The organism is Halarchaeum nitratireducens, assembly GCF_014647155.1.
In the GTDB taxonomy this organism is placed as follows: domain Archaea; phylum Halobacteriota; class Halobacteria; order Halobacteriales; family Halobacteriaceae; genus Halarchaeum; species Halarchaeum nitratireducens.
In genome coordinates, this window is sequence record NZ_BMOQ01000001.1 from 73,035 (window position 1) to 89,931 (window position 16,897).

Consider the following 16,897-nt stretch of genomic DNA (forward strand, 5'->3'; position numbering starts at 1 on the left):
AAGCCCGGACGATATGGACGAGAAGACCCGCGAGCTCCGCGACATCTTCGTCGACGTCACCGACGGCGAAACCGTCACGGAGCGCCAGGAGGAGGGCCACGGGTCGCTCGCCACCGACGCGGAGATCGACGAGCGCCTGCGCGACGCCGTCTCCGCCATGCGCGAGCGTCTCGACTTCCGCACCGACCTCGACCTCGACGCCCTCGTTCGCCTCGTCCGCGGCTTCTACGCCGGGCAGGACGACGCCGCGCTCGCCGACGCCCTCGGCGTCGACGAGGCGACGGTCACCGAGGCCCGCCGCGACCTCCACCTCGTGCAGCCCGACGTCGCCGACGCGCCCCTCGACCTCGACGCCTTCCGACGCGCCATCGAGACCGGCGATCCCGACGCGGCCGAGCTCGCCGACAGCCTCGACAGCGACGAGGCCACCGTCCGCGACTACCGCGACGTCGCCCGCGTCCAGACCGAGATCCGGTCCGTCAACGACCGCTATCGCGCCGAGTTCGAGACCGTCCTCCAGGACCGCGACCTCGCCGAACGCCTCACCACCGCCGCCCGCGAGGACGGCCTGGAGGAAGCCACCGAGGGCCAGGAGACCAACACCAACCTCTAGCAAGCCGTTTTCCGGGGACGATCGGAGAGCGCCCCCGGAAAACCTGATCGGCGGACGCGGAGCGTCCGCCTACATCCAGCAGGACCTCCGGTCCCGCCACGACCTTGCAGATCTCCACCCTTGCCGTGGTCGCCGCGTGCGCTCGTGCGCTACGCCCCGTCTCGTCCCCACGTCGCGCGGAGACCGCCGCCGACGGCGAGCGCGACGACCACCGCCAGCGCGCCCGCGGCGATCCCGGTCGGATCGGGAACGAACAGCGGACCGAGGACGGCCCCGACGACCAGACCGACGACTGCGCAGACGAGCGCCCGAACTCGCTCGGAGACCATGCCCGCTCTTCCGATCCGGCCCCCGTAGGTGTTTCCCCGAAGTTCAAGCCCGATAGCGCGCCCATCGGGTCGCGTGTCCGACCTCGTCTCCTTCAGCGACCTCGCAACGGCCGCCTACTGCCCGCGCCAGCTCTACTACCGGCGTAGAGAGGGGGTCCGCGACCTCCCGGCATCGGTCGATCGCGTCCGCGAGCTCGCCCGCCGCTATCCGACGCTCGTCGAGGCGAGCGACGCCGCGCTCCGGAACACCGTGGCCGTCGACCCCGCGACCTACCGCGCGCGACTCGGGGCCGTCCTGACCCGGTATCCGGGTCTCGTGTCGCCCGACGAGACGGACGTGCTGCTCACCGGGAAGGACTGCCGGGGGCGCGCCGCGAAGGTCGTCTCCCCGCTCGCGCCGACGCTCGTCTCGCCGGGCGAACCGCCCGAGGCGGGCGTGTGGGAACCGCAGCGAGTGCGCGCGGTCGCGGCCGCGAAAGCCCTCGCGTGGCGCGAGCGCACGCCCGTCGAGTACGCCTACGTCGAGTACCCGCGTCACGCCGTCGTCCGCGAGGTGCCGATCACGGCGCGCGCGAAGGCGGCGTATCGACGGACGCTGCGGACCGTCCGCGGGATGGACGGCCCGCCCTCGCGTCTCCGGAACGACGCGAAGTGCGCGAACTGCGACTACCGCACGGACTGCGGCGTCCGCACGCGCTCGCTCTCCTCGCTGCTCTGATCCTCAGTGGTCGGCGAGCCACGCCGCGATGGCGTCGGCGTTCGCCCCCTCGCGGATGATCTCGTCGTTCGCGACGTCCACGACGGTGCTCTCGACGCCGCCCGTCTCGCCGCCGTCGAGGACGACGGCCACGTCGTCGCGGAAGGCCGGATCGAGGTCGGCCGCTCGACGGACGCTTCCCGTTCCGCTCCGGTTCGCGGACGTCGCGGTGACGGGCGCGACGCGTTCCAAGAGCGCGAGCGCGACGTCGTGGTCGGGGACGCGGACGCCGACGCGCTCGCGCCCGCCCGTGAGGGCCGCCGGCACGATGTCGCGCTTCTCGCAGACGACGGTCACCGGACCGGGGAGGAACGCCTCCATGAACCGTTCCTCGCGCTCGCCGGCGACGACGTAGTCGCGCGCGGCGTCGGCGCTCGGCACGCCGAGGCTCAGCGGCTTCGAGCGGTCGCGGCCCTTCGCGGCGTACGCGCGCTCGATCGCGTCCGGGTCAAGGGCGTCCGCGCCGAGGCCGTACACCGTCTCCGTCGGGTAGACGACGAGGTCGCCGCGCTCGATGGCGTCCGCGGCCGCGTCCAGCTCGCCTGCGGGGACGTTCACAGCTCCGCGACGGCCGCCTCGATCGCGTCGTACGCCGGGAAATCGGGCCACTCCTGCGCCGTCCACGCGTACGCGACCGTTCGGTCCTCCTCCACGAGGAAGACGGAGGGTCGGGGTTCGGAGACGCCGGCCATCCCGTCGAGGTCGTGGCTGATCCCGTACGCCTCAGCCACGCCGTTCTGCGGGTCGCTGAAGAGCCGGTAGCCGGCCTCGTCGAGCCCGCGCTCCTCGATCGTCGTCGCGTGCTCGTACGGCGTGGAAATCGAGACGCCGACGACTTGGACGTCGAAGTCGCGCTCGACGAACTCCTGCCACATGTACGTCGTCGGGAACGCGCCGTCCATCGGGTGGAAGAGGAGAAGGACCGGTCCTTCGTCCGTGAGGTCGGAGAGTGCGGCGTCCTCCCAGAACTCCTCGTTCACGAGCGGGCGCGTGAAGTCCGGCGCCGTCTCGCCCACCTCGGGGTGGTCGGCTGCCGGGAGATCCGTGACCTCGAAATCGACAATCAGTTCTCACCCCCCTCGCCGTCGCCGTAGGTGCTCTCTAGGTATCGCACGACGTTCGCGGATTCGGCCATGGCGACGCCCGTGTTCTCGTCCACGATGGCGGGGACGGTCCGCGCGCCGACGAGGCGTTTGACGACGTCGCGCTCCGAGTGCATCGGCTCGACGAAACGCGAGTGGTAGTCCAGACCGAGGTCGTTGAGCACGCGCACGACGCGCTCGCAGTACGGACACGCCTGCAGGCGATACAGCGTGATCGCTTCGTCCTGGCTCTCCGGGTTCGGTGGGGCGCTGGTCGCGCTCATGGTTCGACCGTCGGGCGAATCCCGGGTAAACGCTTCGCCCCCGGCGGAACCGTGCAGAAACGCTTAATCGTCGGGGGCCGGAACCCACGGTACCGAATGGGCGCATCTGCACTTCTCGCGACGACGCCGGCAGTGCTGGGGTTCGACACGCCGACGATCACCGCCGTCGGGGTCGCCGTCCTCGTCGTGCTGATGGGGCTCTCGGCGTTCTTCTCCTCCTCCGAGCTCGCCATGTTCTCGCTCGCGCGCCACCGCGTCGAGTCGCTGGCCGAGGAGGGCGTGCCGGGCGCGCAGGCCGTCGCCGACCTGAAGGCCGACCCGCACCGCCTCCTCATCACCATTCTCGTCGGGAACAACCTCGTCAACATCGCGATGTCGTCGATCGCCACGGGCCTTCTCGGTTTCTACCTCTCGCAGGGACAGGCGGTCATCGCGGCGACGTTCGGCGTCACTGCGCTCGTTCTCCTCTTCGGCGAGAGCGCGCCGAAGTCCTACGCCGTCGAGAACTCGGAGACGTGGGCGCTCCGGATCGCCGGTCCCCTCAAGTGGTGCGAACGCCTCCTCCTGCCGCTCGTCGTTACCTTCGATCACCTCACGCGGATCGTCAACAGCCTCACGGGCGGCGGCGCGGCCATCGAGTCCTCCTACGTCTCGCGCGACGAGATTCAGGAGATGATCCGCACGGGCGAGCGCGAGGGGGTCATCGAGGAGGACGAACGCGAGATGCTCCAGCGGATCTTCCGGTTCAACAACACCATCGCCAAGGAGGTGATGACGCCGCGTCTCGACGTCGACGCCGTCTCGACCGACGCCTCCCTGGAGGAGGCCATCCAGACGTGCGTCCGCTCCGGACACGAACTCCTCCCGGTCTACGAGGGGAGTCTCGACAACGTCGTCGGCACCGTCAGCCTCCGCGATCTCGTCCGCCAACACCAGTACGGCGAGAGCGACGAGGTGACCCTCGACGACCTGATGGAGCCCACCCTCCACGTCCCCGAGTCGAAGAACGTCGACGAACTCCTCCAGGAGATGCAAGAGGAGCGCGTCGGCCTCGTCGTCGTCCTCGACGAGTTCGGCACCACGGAGGGACTCATCACGACCGAGGACCTCATCGAGGAGATCGTCGGCGAGATCCTCGAAGGCGAGGAGGAGCGCCCGGTGACGTTCGTCGACGACGACACCGTGATCGTCCGCGGCGAGGTGAACGTCGACGAGGTGAACGAGGCGCTGGGGATCGAACTCCCCGAGGGCGAGGAGTTCGAGACCATCGCGGGGTTCATCTTCAACCGCGCGGGCCGCCTCGTCGAGGTCGGTGAGACGTTCCGCTACGAGAACGTCGAACTCCGCGCCGAGCAGGTCGAGAACACCCGCATCATGAAGGCGCGCGTGACGAAACTCGATGGGGAGCCCGAGGCCGACGAGGTCGACGAGACGCTCGAGTCTACGTGAGGCCGAGCGCGACGTCGGCCGCGTGGAAGACGGCGTAGCTGGCGGCGAGCGCGATCGCGAGCGACCCCACCCACGCCGCCACGGTCTTGAGCATCTTCTCGCGGCTGACGCCGCCGCCCGCGCTGCCCGCCGCGTAGCCGCCGCCGACGATGGCGGAGACGATGATCTCGTTGAACGAGACGGGGACGCCGAAGAAGACGGCGGCCTGCGCGATGGCGAAACTCGGGATGAGCGCGGCGATCGACCTGCGGGGCCCGAGGCTGGAGTAGTCCTGCGCGAGCGCCTTGATCATCCGCGGCGCGCCGGTCCACGACCCAACGAGGAGCCCGAGACCCCCGCCCACGAGGACGTACGTCGTGGGGACGCTGTCGCCGACGAGCGGGAGGAGCGGGCCGACGGCGAGGCCGACCTGACTTCCGCCCGCGGAGAACGCCACGAGGCCGCCGAGCGCGAGGAGGAAGTGACGGTTCCCCGCGTCGCCGTTCTCGCGGACGTCCCAGCGGACGAGGCCGGCGACGACGAGCGCGATCGCCGCGGTGGCCCCGGCCACGGCGAGCGTCGTCGGAACGCCGGGGAACGCCCGTGCGACCGTCGTGGCGAGCGACTGGCCCACGCCGGGCGGGCCGAGGAGCACGAACTTCACGTTCGCCACGAGCGCGCCGATGACGGCCGCGAGCGCGGGAACGAGCAGGGCGTCGCGGTCGATCTCGCGGAGGCCGTACGCGGTGGCGAACGACGTGAACCCACCGACGAACGGGACGAGCGCCCACAGCGCCGCGATCTGCGCGTACTTGTCCCACGCGGGCGCGCCGCCCATCGCTAGGCCGGTGCCGACGACGGCACCGGTGACGGTGAACGCCGTGGCGATCGGGTAGCCGGTGAAGACGCCGACGGCGACGAGCGTCGCGGCCGTGAGGAGCGCGACGATGACCGCGACGGACGTGAGCGTCGCCCCGCTGATGAGGCCGCGACCGACGGCCTCGGAGACGTTCGCGCCCTGTAGGACCGCCCCGAGGAACCCCAGCAGACCGACGTAGAAGCCCGCGCGCATCACGGGGATGGCGTTCGCCCCGACGGCGGGCGCGAACGGCGTCGATCCGCTCGATCCGGCGCCGATGGTCCACGCCATGAACATGCTGGCGAGCGCGGCGACGAGCAGGGTCCCGGCAGCGGCGACGGTGACCATTTGTAACCTCGACAGGGGGCGCGGAGAAAGGGCTGTCGACTCAGTTCGTCGACGGCTTCGATTCGCCACCGGTCGGGGGCGCTTCGACGCCCTCCGCGGCCGCGGCCGCGTCCGTCTCCTTCTCGGTGTCGACGTGCCAGCGCTCCACGTCGTCGTACTCGTGGAGTACCTCCCGCACGTCGTCACGCAGGTCGTCGTCGTTCACCTGCACCTCGAAGGCGAAGACGTCGTCCTCGCCGCGCACCCGTCGGATGTTCGCGGAGATCAGGTCGTTGTCGAAGTAGTAGGGCGCCACCTGCGTCATCACGCGCTTGTAGACGGTGTTCTCGACCTTTCGGAGAGCCCGTCGGCCCGCGGTGTCGGCGGCGCGCGCGACGTGCCCGATGGACTCACCCCACTTCTCGACGGCGCCCTCAGCGTCGTCGTCCTCCAACTTCTCGTAGGACTCGCTGAGGCGCTCGCCGGCCGTCTGGAGGTCGTCGTCGACGTCCTCGCCGGCCTTTTCGCCCTCGCCCTCGCCGACGCTCGCCTGCTCGGCGGTCTTCTCGTTGACGTCGGTCGTGAGACGCTCGTGGGTCTTCGGCCGCCAGTCGTCCCACTCCTCGTACGCGTCCCGGTAGGGCTCGTCCGCATCGACCTCCCGCAGCGCCGACGTGATACGCTCGCCGTGCTCGACGACGTCGCCCCACGTTCCGCGCACGCGGAAGCCCGAAATGCTCTCGTCCATCCCTTACCGACCTCGGTACGTCGGCATCGCCCTTACGTGTTGCCGGCGACTCGGTGGCACGCGTCTAGCGCCCGTACGTGAGCGCGCGCGCCCACTCGTTCAACGCCGTCTTGAGTCGCCCGAGCGCGACGACGTGACGAGACACCGCGCGGACCTCGCTCTCCTCGACCTCGATGACGTTCGCGTCCGCGAACGGGCTCCGTCCGCTCGTGAGGTCGGCCGCGCTCGACATCGCGCAGCGCCCGCACGCCTCGACGTCGTCCTTGACTCGCATGCGTCTCCCTTGGCACGCCACGAACTTCGGTGTTACGCGCCCGCGAGTCGCCGTCGACCGTGACCTTTTCTCTCTCGGCCACGACGACGTTTCCATGGGATATCACACGATCGACCCGGACGAACTCGAACCCACGCCCGAGCGCCCCTGCGATCAGCGCTCGATCACCGACGCCGCCGACCTCGACAACTTCGCGCTCAACGTCTACACCGCGGACCCCGGCGAGTCCATCCCCCTCGCCTACCACGTCCACGAGGAACAGGAGGAGGCCTTCTACGTGCTCTCCGGGGAACTCCACGTCGAGACGCCCGAGGGCGAGTTCGTCGTCGGCGCGGATGAGGTGTTCGTCGCCGACCCCCAGAGCCCGCACTTCGCCAGCGTCCCGGCGGACGCCGCGGGACCGGTCCGCGCGGTCGCCGTCGGCGCGCCGAACGTGGACGACGTCGCGCCGTACGAGGCGGATGAGTGAGCAGTCGGCCGCCGACGGGACGGGCGACGCGCCCGCTGACGCCGACACTGACGCGGCCCCGGAGGCCCCGACGCGGCCGACGTGGGACGACGCCTACCTCGACGAGGTCGCCGAGCGCCTCCAGTACTCCTTCGACCTCGAACGCGACGCCGACGCCGCGGGCGAGACGTGGCCGCTCTACGGGGAGCTGAACCTCCAGCGCGAGAAGTACTTCCTCCACCCCTCGATCTCCTACGGCCGACACGACTCGGACGAGCATCTCTTCGTCCGCCGCGCCGCCGACCTCCACGCCGACGACCTCGACGACCTCGTCGACCTCGGCCACCGGCTCGCCGACGCCCGCATCACGCCGAACGAACGCCATTACAGCACGGAGTTCACCTTCGCGCTCGTCGTCCCCGAGATCGACGCGTCCGTCCGCGACTACGTCGACGGCTTCCGCGAGCGCACGCTCCTCAAGTACGGCTATTACGGCCACTACGAGGTGAACCTGCTCGTCGTCGCGCCCGACGCCGAGGAGTGCGTGGCGAGCGAGGAGGCCGACGTCGCCGACGCCTTCCGGACGTGGCGCGACCCGGCGGCCCGCGAACGCGGGCTGTTCGGGCGGGTCGCGGACGCGATCTTCGGATAGAAAAAGGGACGCGGGCGAGAGACGCGCTTACTCGTCGACGCCGCCGTCGGTCGCCGCGGGCCGCTTCCCGCGGGCCTCGCGGACGTTCGTGACCCCCTTATTGAGCAGGGAGAGCGCGAGGATAATCAGGACCGTCCCGATGACGATCTGGAGCGCGAGCGACCACGTCGCGCTCGATGAGTTCCCGAGGATCAGCCCCTGGTAGAGGTTCTGGTAGTACTCGAGGTAGACGAGCGCGCACACCGTGATCGCGCTCATGATCGCCATCGGCACGCCGGTGCTGAGGAGCTGTTTCTTCTCGCTCCAGTTCGCGAGCCAGACCGTCCCCGTGAGGAGCGCGAGCGCGGCGAGCAGTTGATTCGCGCTCCCGAAGAGCTGCCAGAGCGGCGTCCACGTCCCGGAGGCGATGAGGACGTACGCGACGACGCACTGTCCGAAGCTGTTGACGTAGCGATTGGAGGCCGCTTCCTGGACCTGCGTCTCGGGCGTGCCGATGATCTCCTCGAAGAGGTACCGACCGAGTCGGAGCGCGGTGTCCGTGGAGGTGAGCAGGAAGCTCACCATCACGAGCGCCATGAACGGCGCGCCGAAGGAGGCCGGGATCCCGAGGCTGCTGAGGAAGATGCCGCCGCCCTCGGCGAACTTCGGGAGAGCGAGGCCGACCCCGCCCGTCGCGTCGCTCGCGGTGACGCCGACGACCGCGACCGCGCAGAGCGAGAGCGTGGCGAGGAGCCCTTCCCCGAGCATTCCGCCGTAGCCGATGAGCCGGGCGTCGGTCTCCTTGTTGAGCTGCTTCGACGTCGTCCCGGAGGAGACGAGCGAGTGGAAGCCGCTGATCGTCCCGCAGGCGATGGTGACGAACAGCATCGGGAACAGCGGGCTGAACGCGCCCAGCGTCGAGTTCCCGCCGAACCCGGTGAAGGCGGGGATGTTCGTCACGAGCGGCTGGCTCGGCGAGACCGCGCCGAGGTACGGGCCGAGCACGGTGCCGACGATGACGGCGACGAGCGCGCCGCCGACGCCCGCGTAGAGCAGGAACGAGGAGAGGTAGTCACGCGGCTGTAGGAGCGTCCAGACCGGGAGGACGCTCGCGATGAGCGAGTAGATCAACACGATGGGGATCCACTGCTGCTGGCTGAGCTGGATCGGGAACTCGAGACCGACGAAGACGCTCACGAAGACGAGCGAGACGAAGATGACGGTCCCCGGGATGAACGGGAGATCGAGCTGGTAGAGGTAGACGCCGAAGAGGAGCGCGAGCCCGATGTAGAGGATGCTCGCCGTCGCGGCGCTCGGATACTGCTGGAAGACGAGCCCGACGACGAAGGCGAAGACGGCCACGACGAGGATGATGGTGAGGAAGGCGAACCACAGCAGGAGGTTCTTCCCCTCGTCGCCGACGTACTCCCCGATGATGTATCCGATCGAGCGCCCCTCGTGCTTGAGGCTGGCGCTCAGCGAGACGAAGTCGTGGACCGCGCCCATCAGGGGGTTCCCGATGGCGATCCAGAGGACCGCGGGGAGCCACCCCCACAGGAGGCCGGCGGTGATGGGCCCGACGATGGGGGCCCCGCCGGCGATGCTCGAATAGTGATGCCCGAGGAGCACCGGTTTCTTCGCCGGAACGTACTCCTGTCCGTCCTCGTATTTGTGCGCCGGCGTCTCGGCGTCCTCGTCGAGCCCCACGAACCCGGCGAGATATTTCGAGTAGCCGAGGTAGCCGATGCTGAAGAGGATCAGGACACCGACGACCAGCCAGAGTAAAGCGACCATGTCATGCGTGAGAAACTCACGAATATACATAATTGTTTCTTCTACGGAAGGCGGCGTCTCCCCCTCGGCGGCGTGTTCCCCGCGGCTCGTCCGTGGTCCGCCGCCCACCGTCTATCGCCCGCCGATCTCCTCTATCATCCGCCGTCTACCGCCCATCGACCGCGCCCGCGCTCGTCCCGTCAGTCGCCGACGTCGATGTCGAGTTCCGCCGCGACCTCGTCGAGGAGCGGGCCGGTCACTTCGCCGGTCCGAGACGCGATGCGCGCGACCACCGGGACGGGGATCGTCTCCTCGGCTTCCGCGATCCGCTCGCGCTCCCGTTCGACGCGCTCTCGGAGATAGTCGGCGCCGCGTCCGCGCTCGTCCCCGTCGGGTTCCGGCGTCACCTTGTTCACGACGAGGCCGGCCACGGCGAGGCCGTGCTCACCGAGGCGCTCGACGGTGCGACGCGTCTCCGCCACCGAGAGCTCGTCCGGATTCAGGACGAGGTAGAAGTCCGCCTCCTCGCGGAGCGTCCGGCCCGCGAACTCGAACTTCTCCTTGCGTTCGCGGAGCCGGCGGATGATCGGGTCGTTCTCGGCGGTCTTGCGCGGTTCCTCCTTGCCGATCGCGGCCTTCTGGTAGAGATCGAGGCTGGTCTCGCGCTTCTCGATGAGCCGATCGACCCAGTCGCCGAGGAAGTCGGGGAGCGAGAGCAGTCGGAGGGTGTTGCCGGTCGGCGCGGTGTCGAAGATCACGCGGTCGTACGCCTCGGCCTCCTCGTGCATCACGCGGATGACGCGATCGAAGAGCGCGGCCTCGTACGCCCCCGGCGTCTCGTGGGCCATCTCGATCTGCTTGTCGATCTCGTTGACGACGACCTGACTCACCTGCGCTTCCATCTCGCGGCGGATGTCCATCAGGTGGGCTTCCACCTCGGCCTCGGGGTCGATCTCCATCGCGTCGAGGCGCTCGTGACCCGCGACCGGCGCCGGCTCGTCGCCGAACGGCTGGTCGAAGACGTCGGAGGTGCTGTGCGCGGGGTCGGTCGAGACCACGAGCGTCTCGTGCCCCGCGTCGGCGCACCGCAGCGCGTACGCCGCCGAGACCGTCGTCTTGCCGACGCCGCCCTTCCCGCCGAAGAAGGTGAATCGCGCCATCAGAAGTGGAAGTGCCCCTTCCAGTCGAGGACGCTGTCCCGGTCCCACATCCGGCGCTCCCAGGCCTCGAAGTCCTCGGCGAGGTAGGGGAGGAGCTCGGCCGTGTAGTAGGAGACGGGGCTCGGGATCCCGAAGGCGTCGGCGAAGCACGCGAAGAAGAACGCGTCCTCTTGGTCCATCGCCTCGTCCTCGATCTGCTCGAACGCCGGGTGCTCGATCATCCCGTGATAGAGTCCGTGCACGACCTCCGCCGCCCGTTCGCGGAAGCGTGCGAACTGCTCGTGGATCGTCACGACCGTCACGTGGGACCGTGAAGGTTTAACACCGCCGGCGTGTGCGGGCCCGAGCGCGGATCGGTACATTCACCCCGAGCCCGGGCCCTTCTCCATCCATGACCATCGAGGACCGTGACGACGCGCACGTCATAACGCACGCGCTCGCCAAGGACACCCTCTCGAAGCTCCGAGACAAGCACACCGAACAGGTCGCCTTCCGCAAGGGGCTCGTGAAGCTCGGCCGCATCGCCGGCTACGAGGTCATCGACGGCGCGATGGAGACCGAGTACGTCTCCATCGAGACGCCGCTCACCGAGACGACGGGCGAGCGCGTGAAGGGGCTCGACGACGTCGTCATCATCAACGTCCTGCGCGCCGCGACGCCGTTCGTCGAGGGCCTCCTCAAGGCCTTCCCCCGCGCGAAGCAGGGCGTCATCTCCGCGGGCCGCGACGAGGACGCCGGCATGCGAGAGGACGGCCAGTTCCCCATCACCGTCGACTACGTGAAGCTCCCCGACATCCGCGAGGAGGACACGGTCATCGTCGCCGACCCGATGCTCGCCACGGGTTCGACGATGTGCACCGTCCTCGACGCCGTTCTCGACGATCAGCCCGACCCGGAGAACCTCTTCGTGCTCTCCGCGGTTTCGGCCCCCGACGGTCTCCTGCGCGTCAGCGAGCAGTTCCCCGAGGCCGACCTCCTCACCGTCTCCATCGACGACCACCTCGACGAGAACGGCTACATCATCCCCGGCCTCGGCGACGCCGGCGACCGGGCCTTCCGGACGCAGTAACCCCCTCGCTTCTCCTCGAAACCGCAGTACTCCACCGGGTCGGCGGGCCGAACGGTCGAGCCGAAACGCACCCCCGGACGGCTCCCCTGTGAGACAGTGACTCGGTGGTGGTGGATCGCGCGTCGACGGAGCGACGCACGCGTTGCCGCTCGGCGCGGCCTTTCATACCCGCCCGAACGTTCGTAGCAAACCAGCAAATATTTACATATACGGTGTGCTACCTCCGTATATGTCGAAGTTTGACCGACGTGACTTCGTGAAAGCTACCGGGGTAGCGGGCATCGCGGCGCTCGCCGGCTGTTCCGGCGGCGGCTCCGGCGACGGCGAGACCACCACGAGCGAGGACGGCGAGACCAGTACGACGAGCGGCGGGAGCGGCGGCGAGACCCGCCTCTCGTGGCACGCCGGCGGCACCGGCGGGACCTACTACCCGCTCTCCAACGAGTTCAAGAGCGTCATCGAGGGCCACACCGACTACGGCGTGCAGGTCCAATCCACGGGCGCCAGCGTCGAAAACGTCGGCAGCCTCTACTCGGGCGACGCCGACTTCGCGCTCATCCAGAACGACATCGCGTACTTCGCGAAGAACGGCACCGGCATCGACGCCTTCCAGGACAACCCCATCGAGAACCTCCGCGGCGTCGCGACGCTCTACCCGGAGACCATCCACGTCGTCACGCTCGCCGAGTCCGGCATCGAGACCCTCCAGGACCTTGAGGGCAAGCGCGTGAACACCGGCGACCTCGGCTCCGGGACGCAGGTCGACGCGCTCCAGATCCTCAACGCCGTCGGCATCACGCAGGACGACTTCGAGGAGCAGAACACGAGCTTCAGCCAGGCGTCCGAGCAGCTCCGTAACGGCGACGTCGACGCGACGTTCACCGTCGGCGGCTGGCCCGTCGGCGCGATCAGCGACCTCGCCACCACCGAGGACGTCCGCATCGTCCCCATCGACGGCGACGCCCGCGCGCAGGTCAAGGACGCCGCCTCCTTCTTCGCGGACGACCAGATCCCCGCCGGCACCTACAGCGGCATCGACGAGGCCGTCCCCACCGTCGCCGTGCAGGCGATGATCGCGACGAACGCCGAGCAGCCCGCCGACGTCGTCGAGAACGTCAGCGCGGCGATCTTCGACAACGTCGACGAGCTCAGCATCAAGACGAACTTCATCTCGAAGGCGAGCGCCCAGGACGGCATGTCCATCGACCTCCACGAGGGCGCGCAGGCCTACTTCGGCTGAACGCGCACCCCGACTCTTCACTCGTGTTCGCTTTCATCGACAGACTCCGCGAGCGCCTCGGCCGGCGAGCCGCGCTGCTCGCCGCCGTCGTCGTGGTCGCGCTCCTCGCGACGGCCACCGCGTCGGCCGTCCCGGCCGGTAAACAGCTCACCGTCACCGATCAGGAGACGGGCGAGGTCGTCATCCAGACGCCGGTCCACGAGAACTCGACGGTCGCGCTCCACTACACGCACAGCGTCCAGAAGTCGCCCGTCGTCGATCAGTACACGGTCCGAGGACACACCCTCGTCTACACCCGCATGGAGTTCGAGTCGTACGGGTGGGGCCTCCCCAGCCGCTCGGACGTCCGCGAGGTGAACGGGACGTTCGTCCTCGCCGATCCCGACTGGCAGGGCCGTGAGATCCACGTGAAACCCGGTCGCGTCGCCGGTCACCGACTCGTCGTCGACGACCGGACGTACGATCTCGTCGAGCGCTCGAACGCGCGAGCCGTCACGATCCGCGTCACCGACCGCTCGCTACTCGCCACGATCTTACACTCATGAGTGAGACACCGACCACCGACGCCGAGACGGACGTCGACGACAGCCTCCCGGACGACGCCGACGAGATCGTCCAGGAACTCGAACGCAAGCGGAGCCTCCGCGGCGCCGCGGCGATCCTCGCGGCAGTCATCGGGACCGCCTTCTCCCTCTTCCAACTCTGGCTCGCCGCGCGCGGTTTCACCCTCACCGTCACGCTCCCGGTCGTCGGCCGGATCAGGATCGCGGCCCTCCAGCAACTCCAGGTCAACGCGATCCACGTGACGTTCGCGCTCCTGTTGGCCTTCCTCCTCTTCCCGCCGACGATGGGTCAGGGGTTCCTCGCCCGCCGACTCTCTGCGGCGCACGACGCCATCGACGCCCGCGTCGGAGGCCCGGTCGCTCGCCTCGCCGACGGCGTCGCGGCCGCGCTCGCGTGGCTCATGCTGGACCGCGAGGGCGAACGCGTCACGCCCGTGGACCTCGTCTGTATGGGGCTCGCCCTCCTCGCCGGCAGCTACGTCGTCACCGAGTTCACCGAGATCCAGCGCCTGCGCGTCTTCGGCCTCGAGGCCGGCCGGCCGATTCAGGAGGTCTTCGGCTTCCTCCACCCGCTCGTCGACGCGCTCGCCGCCGTCGGGATCCCGCTCGGGTCGACGTCGTACGCCTTCCTGATGGGGGTCGTCGGGACGCTCCTCGTCCTCGAGGCCACGCGGCGCGCGCTCGGCTTCCCCCTGATGGTGCTCGTCAGCTCCTTCCTCGTCTACGCGCGCTTTGGCTACCTCATCCCGAGCGACGCGCCGCTCGTCGGCGTCTTCGGGACGACCGCGATCGACTGGCACACAATCATCCAGAACATGTGGTTCAACACGGAGAACGGCATCTTCGGCATCCCCGTCTCCGTCAGCGTGCAGTTCATCTACATCTTCGTGCTCTTCGGGGCGTTCCTGGAGATGTCCGGGGCGGGCCGGTGGTTCATCGACTTCGCGTACTCGCTCACCGGCCGCCGGAAGGGCGGCCCCGCGAAGGCGAGCATCCTCGCCAGCGGCTTCATGGGGACGATCAGCGGCTCCTCCATCGCCAACACCGTCACGACGGGCGCGTTCACGATCCCGCTGATGAAGCGCTCGGGCTACCGCGCCGAGTTCGCCGGGGCGGTCGAGGCCTCCGCCTCCTCGGGCGGGCAGATCCTCCCGCCCGTCATGGGTGCGGCGGCGTTCCTCATCGTCTCCTACACGGGCACGCCGTTCAGCGAGGTCGTCGTCGCCGCGGCCATCCCCGCTATCGTCTTCTTCTTCGGCGTGTGGGTGATGGTCCACTTGGAAGCCTCCCGGACGGGCATCGGCGGCGTCACCGAGGACGCGCTGGTCGACGTCAAAGCCCACCTCCGCAAGGGATGGTTCTACCTCCTCCCGCTCTTCCTCCTCATCTACTACCTCGTTATCGTCCGCTACACGCCCGCGCGCTCGGCGTGGTTCACCATCGTCGCGTTGTTCGCGCTCATCGCGCTCGTCGCCGCGTACAACGAGCGGACACGCCTCCCGATGCTCGTCGGGATCGTCGCGCTCTTCGCCGCTGACCTCGCGTCGTTCGCCGCCGCCGGCGTCAACGTTATCGAGTTCCTCACCGGCGCGCGCGCGACCGGCATGCCCCTCGGCGAGGCCTTCGCGTACGCCTCGCCCCACCTCGGGTGGGTCGTCATCGGCGTCGGCGTCGCCGCCCTCCTCGCCCGCCCGCGCGGTGACAGTCCGCTCCTCGACTACGACGAGCACGTCGAGGAGTCCGCGGAGACGGTCGGCGGCGTCCTCCGCCGCCCCTCGCTCGCCGACAACCGTGCGTTCGGCTACCTCTCCTTCGTCGGCGCGTCGATGGAGTCCGGCGCGCGCACCGCGACGACCGTCGTGGTCGCCGTCGCCGCCGCCGGCATCATCCCCGGCGTCGTCTCCTCCACGGGGCTCGGGCCGAATCTCACGAGCCTCATCCTCGCCGTCAGCGGCGATTCACTCGTCCTCCTCCTCCTCATCACCGGCGTCTCCTCCATCATTCTCGGGATGGGGATGCCGACGACGGTCACCTACATCATCCTCGTCAGCCTCCTCGGCTCCGCGATCAGCAGCATCGGCGGCATCCCGATCCTCGCCGCGCACCTCTTCATCCTCTACTTCGGCGTCATCGCGGACATCACGCCGCCGGTCGCCGTCGCCGCCTACGCGGCCTCCGGGATCGCCAAATCCGATCAGTTCCAGACCGGGGTCGAGGCGTTCAGCCTCTCGCTGAACAAGGCCATCGTCCCCTTCGCGTTCGTCCTCTCGCCCGGCATCCTCCTCCTGCGCGGGACGGGCGGCGCCGATTCAGTCCACACGCTCACCGCCGCCGACATCGCCGATCTCGGCTTCTTCGTCCCCGAGGTCCTCGTCCCCGTCATCGCGGTCTTCCTCGGCGTCTACGCGCTCGGGCCGACCGTCATCGGCTACCTCTACTCGCCGCTCTCGCGCGTCGAACGCGCCGGGTTCGCGCTCGCGGCGCTCTGTCTCATGGCCCCGGGACTCCTCGGCGTCGTCCGCGACACGCTCGGCGTCGCGTCCCTCGCGTTCGACCTCTCCCTGCGCGCGCTCGGGTTCCTCTTGTTCGTCGCGCTCGTCCTGAAGAACCGCCGCACCCGCGACGGCACCGACGGCGAGTCCGTCGACGCCGACGCCGGTGCGGCCGCGAGCGTCGAAGCCTGACTACGCGATCTCGACGCGCCCCGAGGTCGCGCTTCGCAACCGTTCTTTCAGCGCGTCGGCGTCCTCGCGCGGGCACGTCACCGCGAAGGAGACGCGTTCCTCGTACGCCGCCTCGAAGTCGCACTCGGCGGATTCGAGGATCCCCCGGACCGTCCCCGAGTCGTCGTAGTCGACGACGGCGTCGAACGCCGTTCGCGGTTCGCGCGTCGTCACGCCCGCCTCGTCGACCGCTTCCTTCACCGCCCGCGAGTACGCCCGGGCGAGGCCGCCGACGCCGAGTTCCGTCCCGCCGAAGTAGCGCGTCACGACGACGGCGGCGTTCTCGATCCCGCGCTGTTGGAGGACGTTCAGCGCGGGCTTCCCCGAGGACCCCGAGGGCTCACCGTCGTCGCTCTGGTACTCGCGGAGCAGGTGCCCGCCGCCGGGACTGCCGGACTCGACCCTGACCCGGTAGCAGGGAACGTTGTGGGTCGCGTCCGCGTAGCGCTCCTGGACCTCGTCGACGAACGCTTCGGCGGCCGCGACGCCCTCGACGGGGCGGGCGCGGCCGACGAACTCGGACCCTCGGATCTCGAAGCGCGCCTCGCCCGGTCCCGCGAGCGTCTCGTAGGCGTCCTCGCTCACGCGT

General features: G+C 69.4%; 20 protein-coding genes. 9 read left to right on the top strand and 11 right to left on the bottom strand.

Going from position 1 to position 16,897, the window contains the following annotated elements; all coding sequences use genetic code 11:
* The first annotated feature begins 13 nt into the window (after window positions 1–13).
* Window positions 14–613, top strand: a complete 600-nt coding sequence (locus IEX91_RS00375; RefSeq protein WP_188876318.1) for a conditioned medium-induced protein 4 — start codon at window positions 14–16, stop codon at window positions 611–613.
* Window positions 614–762: 149 nt separating this feature from the next.
* Here IEX91_RS00375 and IEX91_RS00380 read toward each other — a convergent pair whose 3' ends face one another.
* The gene (locus IEX91_RS00380) at window positions 763–942 is read right to left on the bottom strand and encodes a hypothetical protein (RefSeq protein ID WP_188876319.1); all 180 of its coding nucleotides are present in this window, start codon (window positions 940–942) and stop codon (window positions 763–765) included.
* Between the two features lie 73 nt (window positions 943–1,015).
* Here IEX91_RS00380 and IEX91_RS00385 point away from each other — a divergent pair, with 73 nt between their 5' ends.
* Window positions 1,016–1,660 carry a CRISPR-associated protein Cas4 gene (locus tag IEX91_RS00385; RefSeq protein ID WP_188876320.1) on the top strand — a complete coding sequence of 215 codons (645 nt, stop codon included), beginning with the start codon at window positions 1,016–1,018 and terminating at the stop codon, window positions 1,658–1,660.
* Window positions 1,661–1,663: 3 nt separating this feature from the next.
* Here IEX91_RS00385 and IEX91_RS00390 read toward each other — a convergent pair whose 3' ends face one another.
* Genes IEX91_RS00390 through IEX91_RS00400 form a run of 3 tightly spaced genes read right to left on the bottom strand, consistent with a single transcriptional unit; the run spans window position 1,664 to window position 3,065 of the window.
* Window positions 1,664–2,257 (bottom strand): L-threonylcarbamoyladenylate synthase, encoded by a 594-nt coding sequence (locus tag IEX91_RS00390; protein WP_188876321.1) that lies wholly within the window; start codon window positions 2,255–2,257, stop codon window positions 1,664–1,666.
* Complete coding sequence (locus IEX91_RS00395) at window positions 2,254–2,763, bottom strand: redoxin domain-containing protein (RefSeq protein WP_188876902.1); 510 nt, start codon at window positions 2,761–2,763, stop codon at window positions 2,254–2,256. The genes IEX91_RS00390 and IEX91_RS00395 overlap by 4 nt, the downstream gene beginning before the upstream one ends.
* The gene (locus tag IEX91_RS00400) at window positions 2,763–3,065 is read right to left on the bottom strand and encodes a glutathione S-transferase N-terminal domain-containing protein (RefSeq protein ID WP_188876322.1); all 303 of its coding nucleotides are present in this window, start codon (window positions 3,063–3,065) and stop codon (window positions 2,763–2,765) included. Before IEX91_RS00400 ends, IEX91_RS00395 begins: the two co-directional genes overlap by 1 nt.
* A 96-nt stretch (window positions 3,066–3,161) precedes the next feature.
* On the opposite strand from IEX91_RS00400, the gene IEX91_RS00405 reads away from it, so the two are divergent.
* A complete protein-coding gene (locus tag IEX91_RS00405) occupies window positions 3,162–4,514 on the top strand; it encodes a hemolysin family protein (RefSeq protein ID WP_188876323.1) in 1,353 nt (450 codons plus the stop codon).
* On the opposite strand, the gene IEX91_RS00410 is transcribed toward IEX91_RS00405, so the two are convergent.
* The 3 genes from IEX91_RS00410 to IEX91_RS00420 form a co-directional block, all read right to left on the bottom strand.
* On the bottom strand, window positions 4,507–5,700 hold the full coding sequence (locus tag IEX91_RS00410) for an inorganic phosphate transporter (protein WP_188876324.1): 1,194 nt from the start codon (window positions 5,698–5,700) through the stop codon (window positions 4,507–4,509). The genes IEX91_RS00405 and IEX91_RS00410 overlap by 8 nt on opposite strands.
* Window positions 5,701–5,740: 40 nt before the next feature.
* Window positions 5,741–6,427: a DUF5828 family protein gene (locus tag IEX91_RS00415; protein ID WP_188876325.1), complete on the bottom strand. Its 687-nt coding sequence runs from the start codon at window positions 6,425–6,427 to the stop codon at window positions 5,741–5,743.
* Between the two features lie 64 nt (window positions 6,428–6,491).
* Entirely contained in the window at window positions 6,492–6,701 is a 210-nt protein-coding gene (locus tag IEX91_RS00420) for a hypothetical protein (protein WP_188876326.1), read from the bottom strand.
* 94 nt (window positions 6,702–6,795) lie between these two features.
* Here IEX91_RS00420 and IEX91_RS00425 point away from each other — a divergent pair, with 94 nt between their 5' ends.
* Together IEX91_RS00425 and IEX91_RS00430 are read left to right on the top strand one after the other, a co-directional pair.
* The gene (locus tag IEX91_RS00425) at window positions 6,796–7,170 is read left to right on the top strand and encodes a cupin domain-containing protein (RefSeq protein ID WP_188876327.1); all 375 of its coding nucleotides are present in this window, start codon (window positions 6,796–6,798) and stop codon (window positions 7,168–7,170) included.
* The gene (locus IEX91_RS00430) at window positions 7,163–7,801 is read left to right on the top strand and encodes a hypothetical protein (protein ID WP_188876328.1); all 639 of its coding nucleotides are present in this window, start codon (window positions 7,163–7,165) and stop codon (window positions 7,799–7,801) included. Before IEX91_RS00425 ends, IEX91_RS00430 begins: the two co-directional genes overlap by 8 nt.
* A 27-nt stretch (window positions 7,802–7,828) precedes the next feature.
* On the opposite strand, the gene IEX91_RS00435 is transcribed toward IEX91_RS00430, so the two are convergent.
* The 3 genes from IEX91_RS00435 to IEX91_RS00445 all read right to left on the bottom strand — a co-directional run bounded on the left by IEX91_RS00435 (window position 7,829) and on the right by IEX91_RS00445 (window position 11,006).
* Window positions 7,829–9,574, bottom strand: coding sequence for a carbon starvation CstA family protein (locus tag IEX91_RS00435; RefSeq protein ID WP_188876329.1), 1,746 nt, complete (start codon window positions 9,572–9,574; stop codon window positions 7,829–7,831).
* 179 nt (window positions 9,575–9,753) lie between these two features.
* Entirely contained in the window at window positions 9,754–10,713 is a 960-nt protein-coding gene (locus tag IEX91_RS00440; RefSeq protein ID WP_188876330.1) for an ArsA family ATPase, read from the bottom strand.
* The gene (locus IEX91_RS00445; RefSeq protein ID WP_188876331.1) at window positions 10,713–11,006 is read right to left on the bottom strand and encodes a hypothetical protein; all 294 of its coding nucleotides are present in this window, start codon (window positions 11,004–11,006) and stop codon (window positions 10,713–10,715) included. The genes IEX91_RS00440 and IEX91_RS00445 overlap by 1 nt, the downstream gene beginning before the upstream one ends.
* Before the next feature lie 98 nt (window positions 11,007–11,104).
* Between IEX91_RS00445 and upp the strand changes: the two genes are divergently transcribed.
* The 4 genes from upp (at window position 11,105) to IEX91_RS00465 (ending at window position 16,269) form a co-directional block, all read left to right on the top strand.
* On the top strand, window positions 11,105–11,782 hold the full coding sequence (upp, locus tag IEX91_RS00450) for a uracil phosphoribosyltransferase (RefSeq protein WP_188876332.1): 678 nt from the start codon (window positions 11,105–11,107) through the stop codon (window positions 11,780–11,782).
* Window positions 11,783–12,011: 229 nt separating this feature from the next.
* Entirely contained in the window at window positions 12,012–13,022 is a 1,011-nt protein-coding gene (locus tag IEX91_RS00455; RefSeq protein ID WP_188876333.1) for a TAXI family TRAP transporter solute-binding subunit, read from the top strand.
* 23 nt (window positions 13,023–13,045) lie between these two features.
* Complete coding sequence (locus IEX91_RS00460; protein WP_229772751.1) at window positions 13,046–13,567, top strand: DUF1850 domain-containing protein; 522 nt, start codon at window positions 13,046–13,048, stop codon at window positions 13,565–13,567.
* A complete protein-coding gene (locus IEX91_RS00465) occupies window positions 13,564–16,269 on the top strand; it encodes a TRAP transporter permease (RefSeq protein ID WP_188876335.1) in 2,706 nt (901 codons plus the stop codon). Before IEX91_RS00460 ends, IEX91_RS00465 begins: the two co-directional genes overlap by 4 nt.
* Here the strand turns inward: IEX91_RS00465 and IEX91_RS00470 are convergent, their stop codons facing one another.
* On the bottom strand, window positions 16,270–16,893 hold the full coding sequence (locus IEX91_RS00470; RefSeq protein WP_188876904.1) for an IMPACT family protein: 624 nt from the start codon (window positions 16,891–16,893) through the stop codon (window positions 16,270–16,272).
* Window positions 16,894–16,897: the final 4 nt, after the last annotated feature.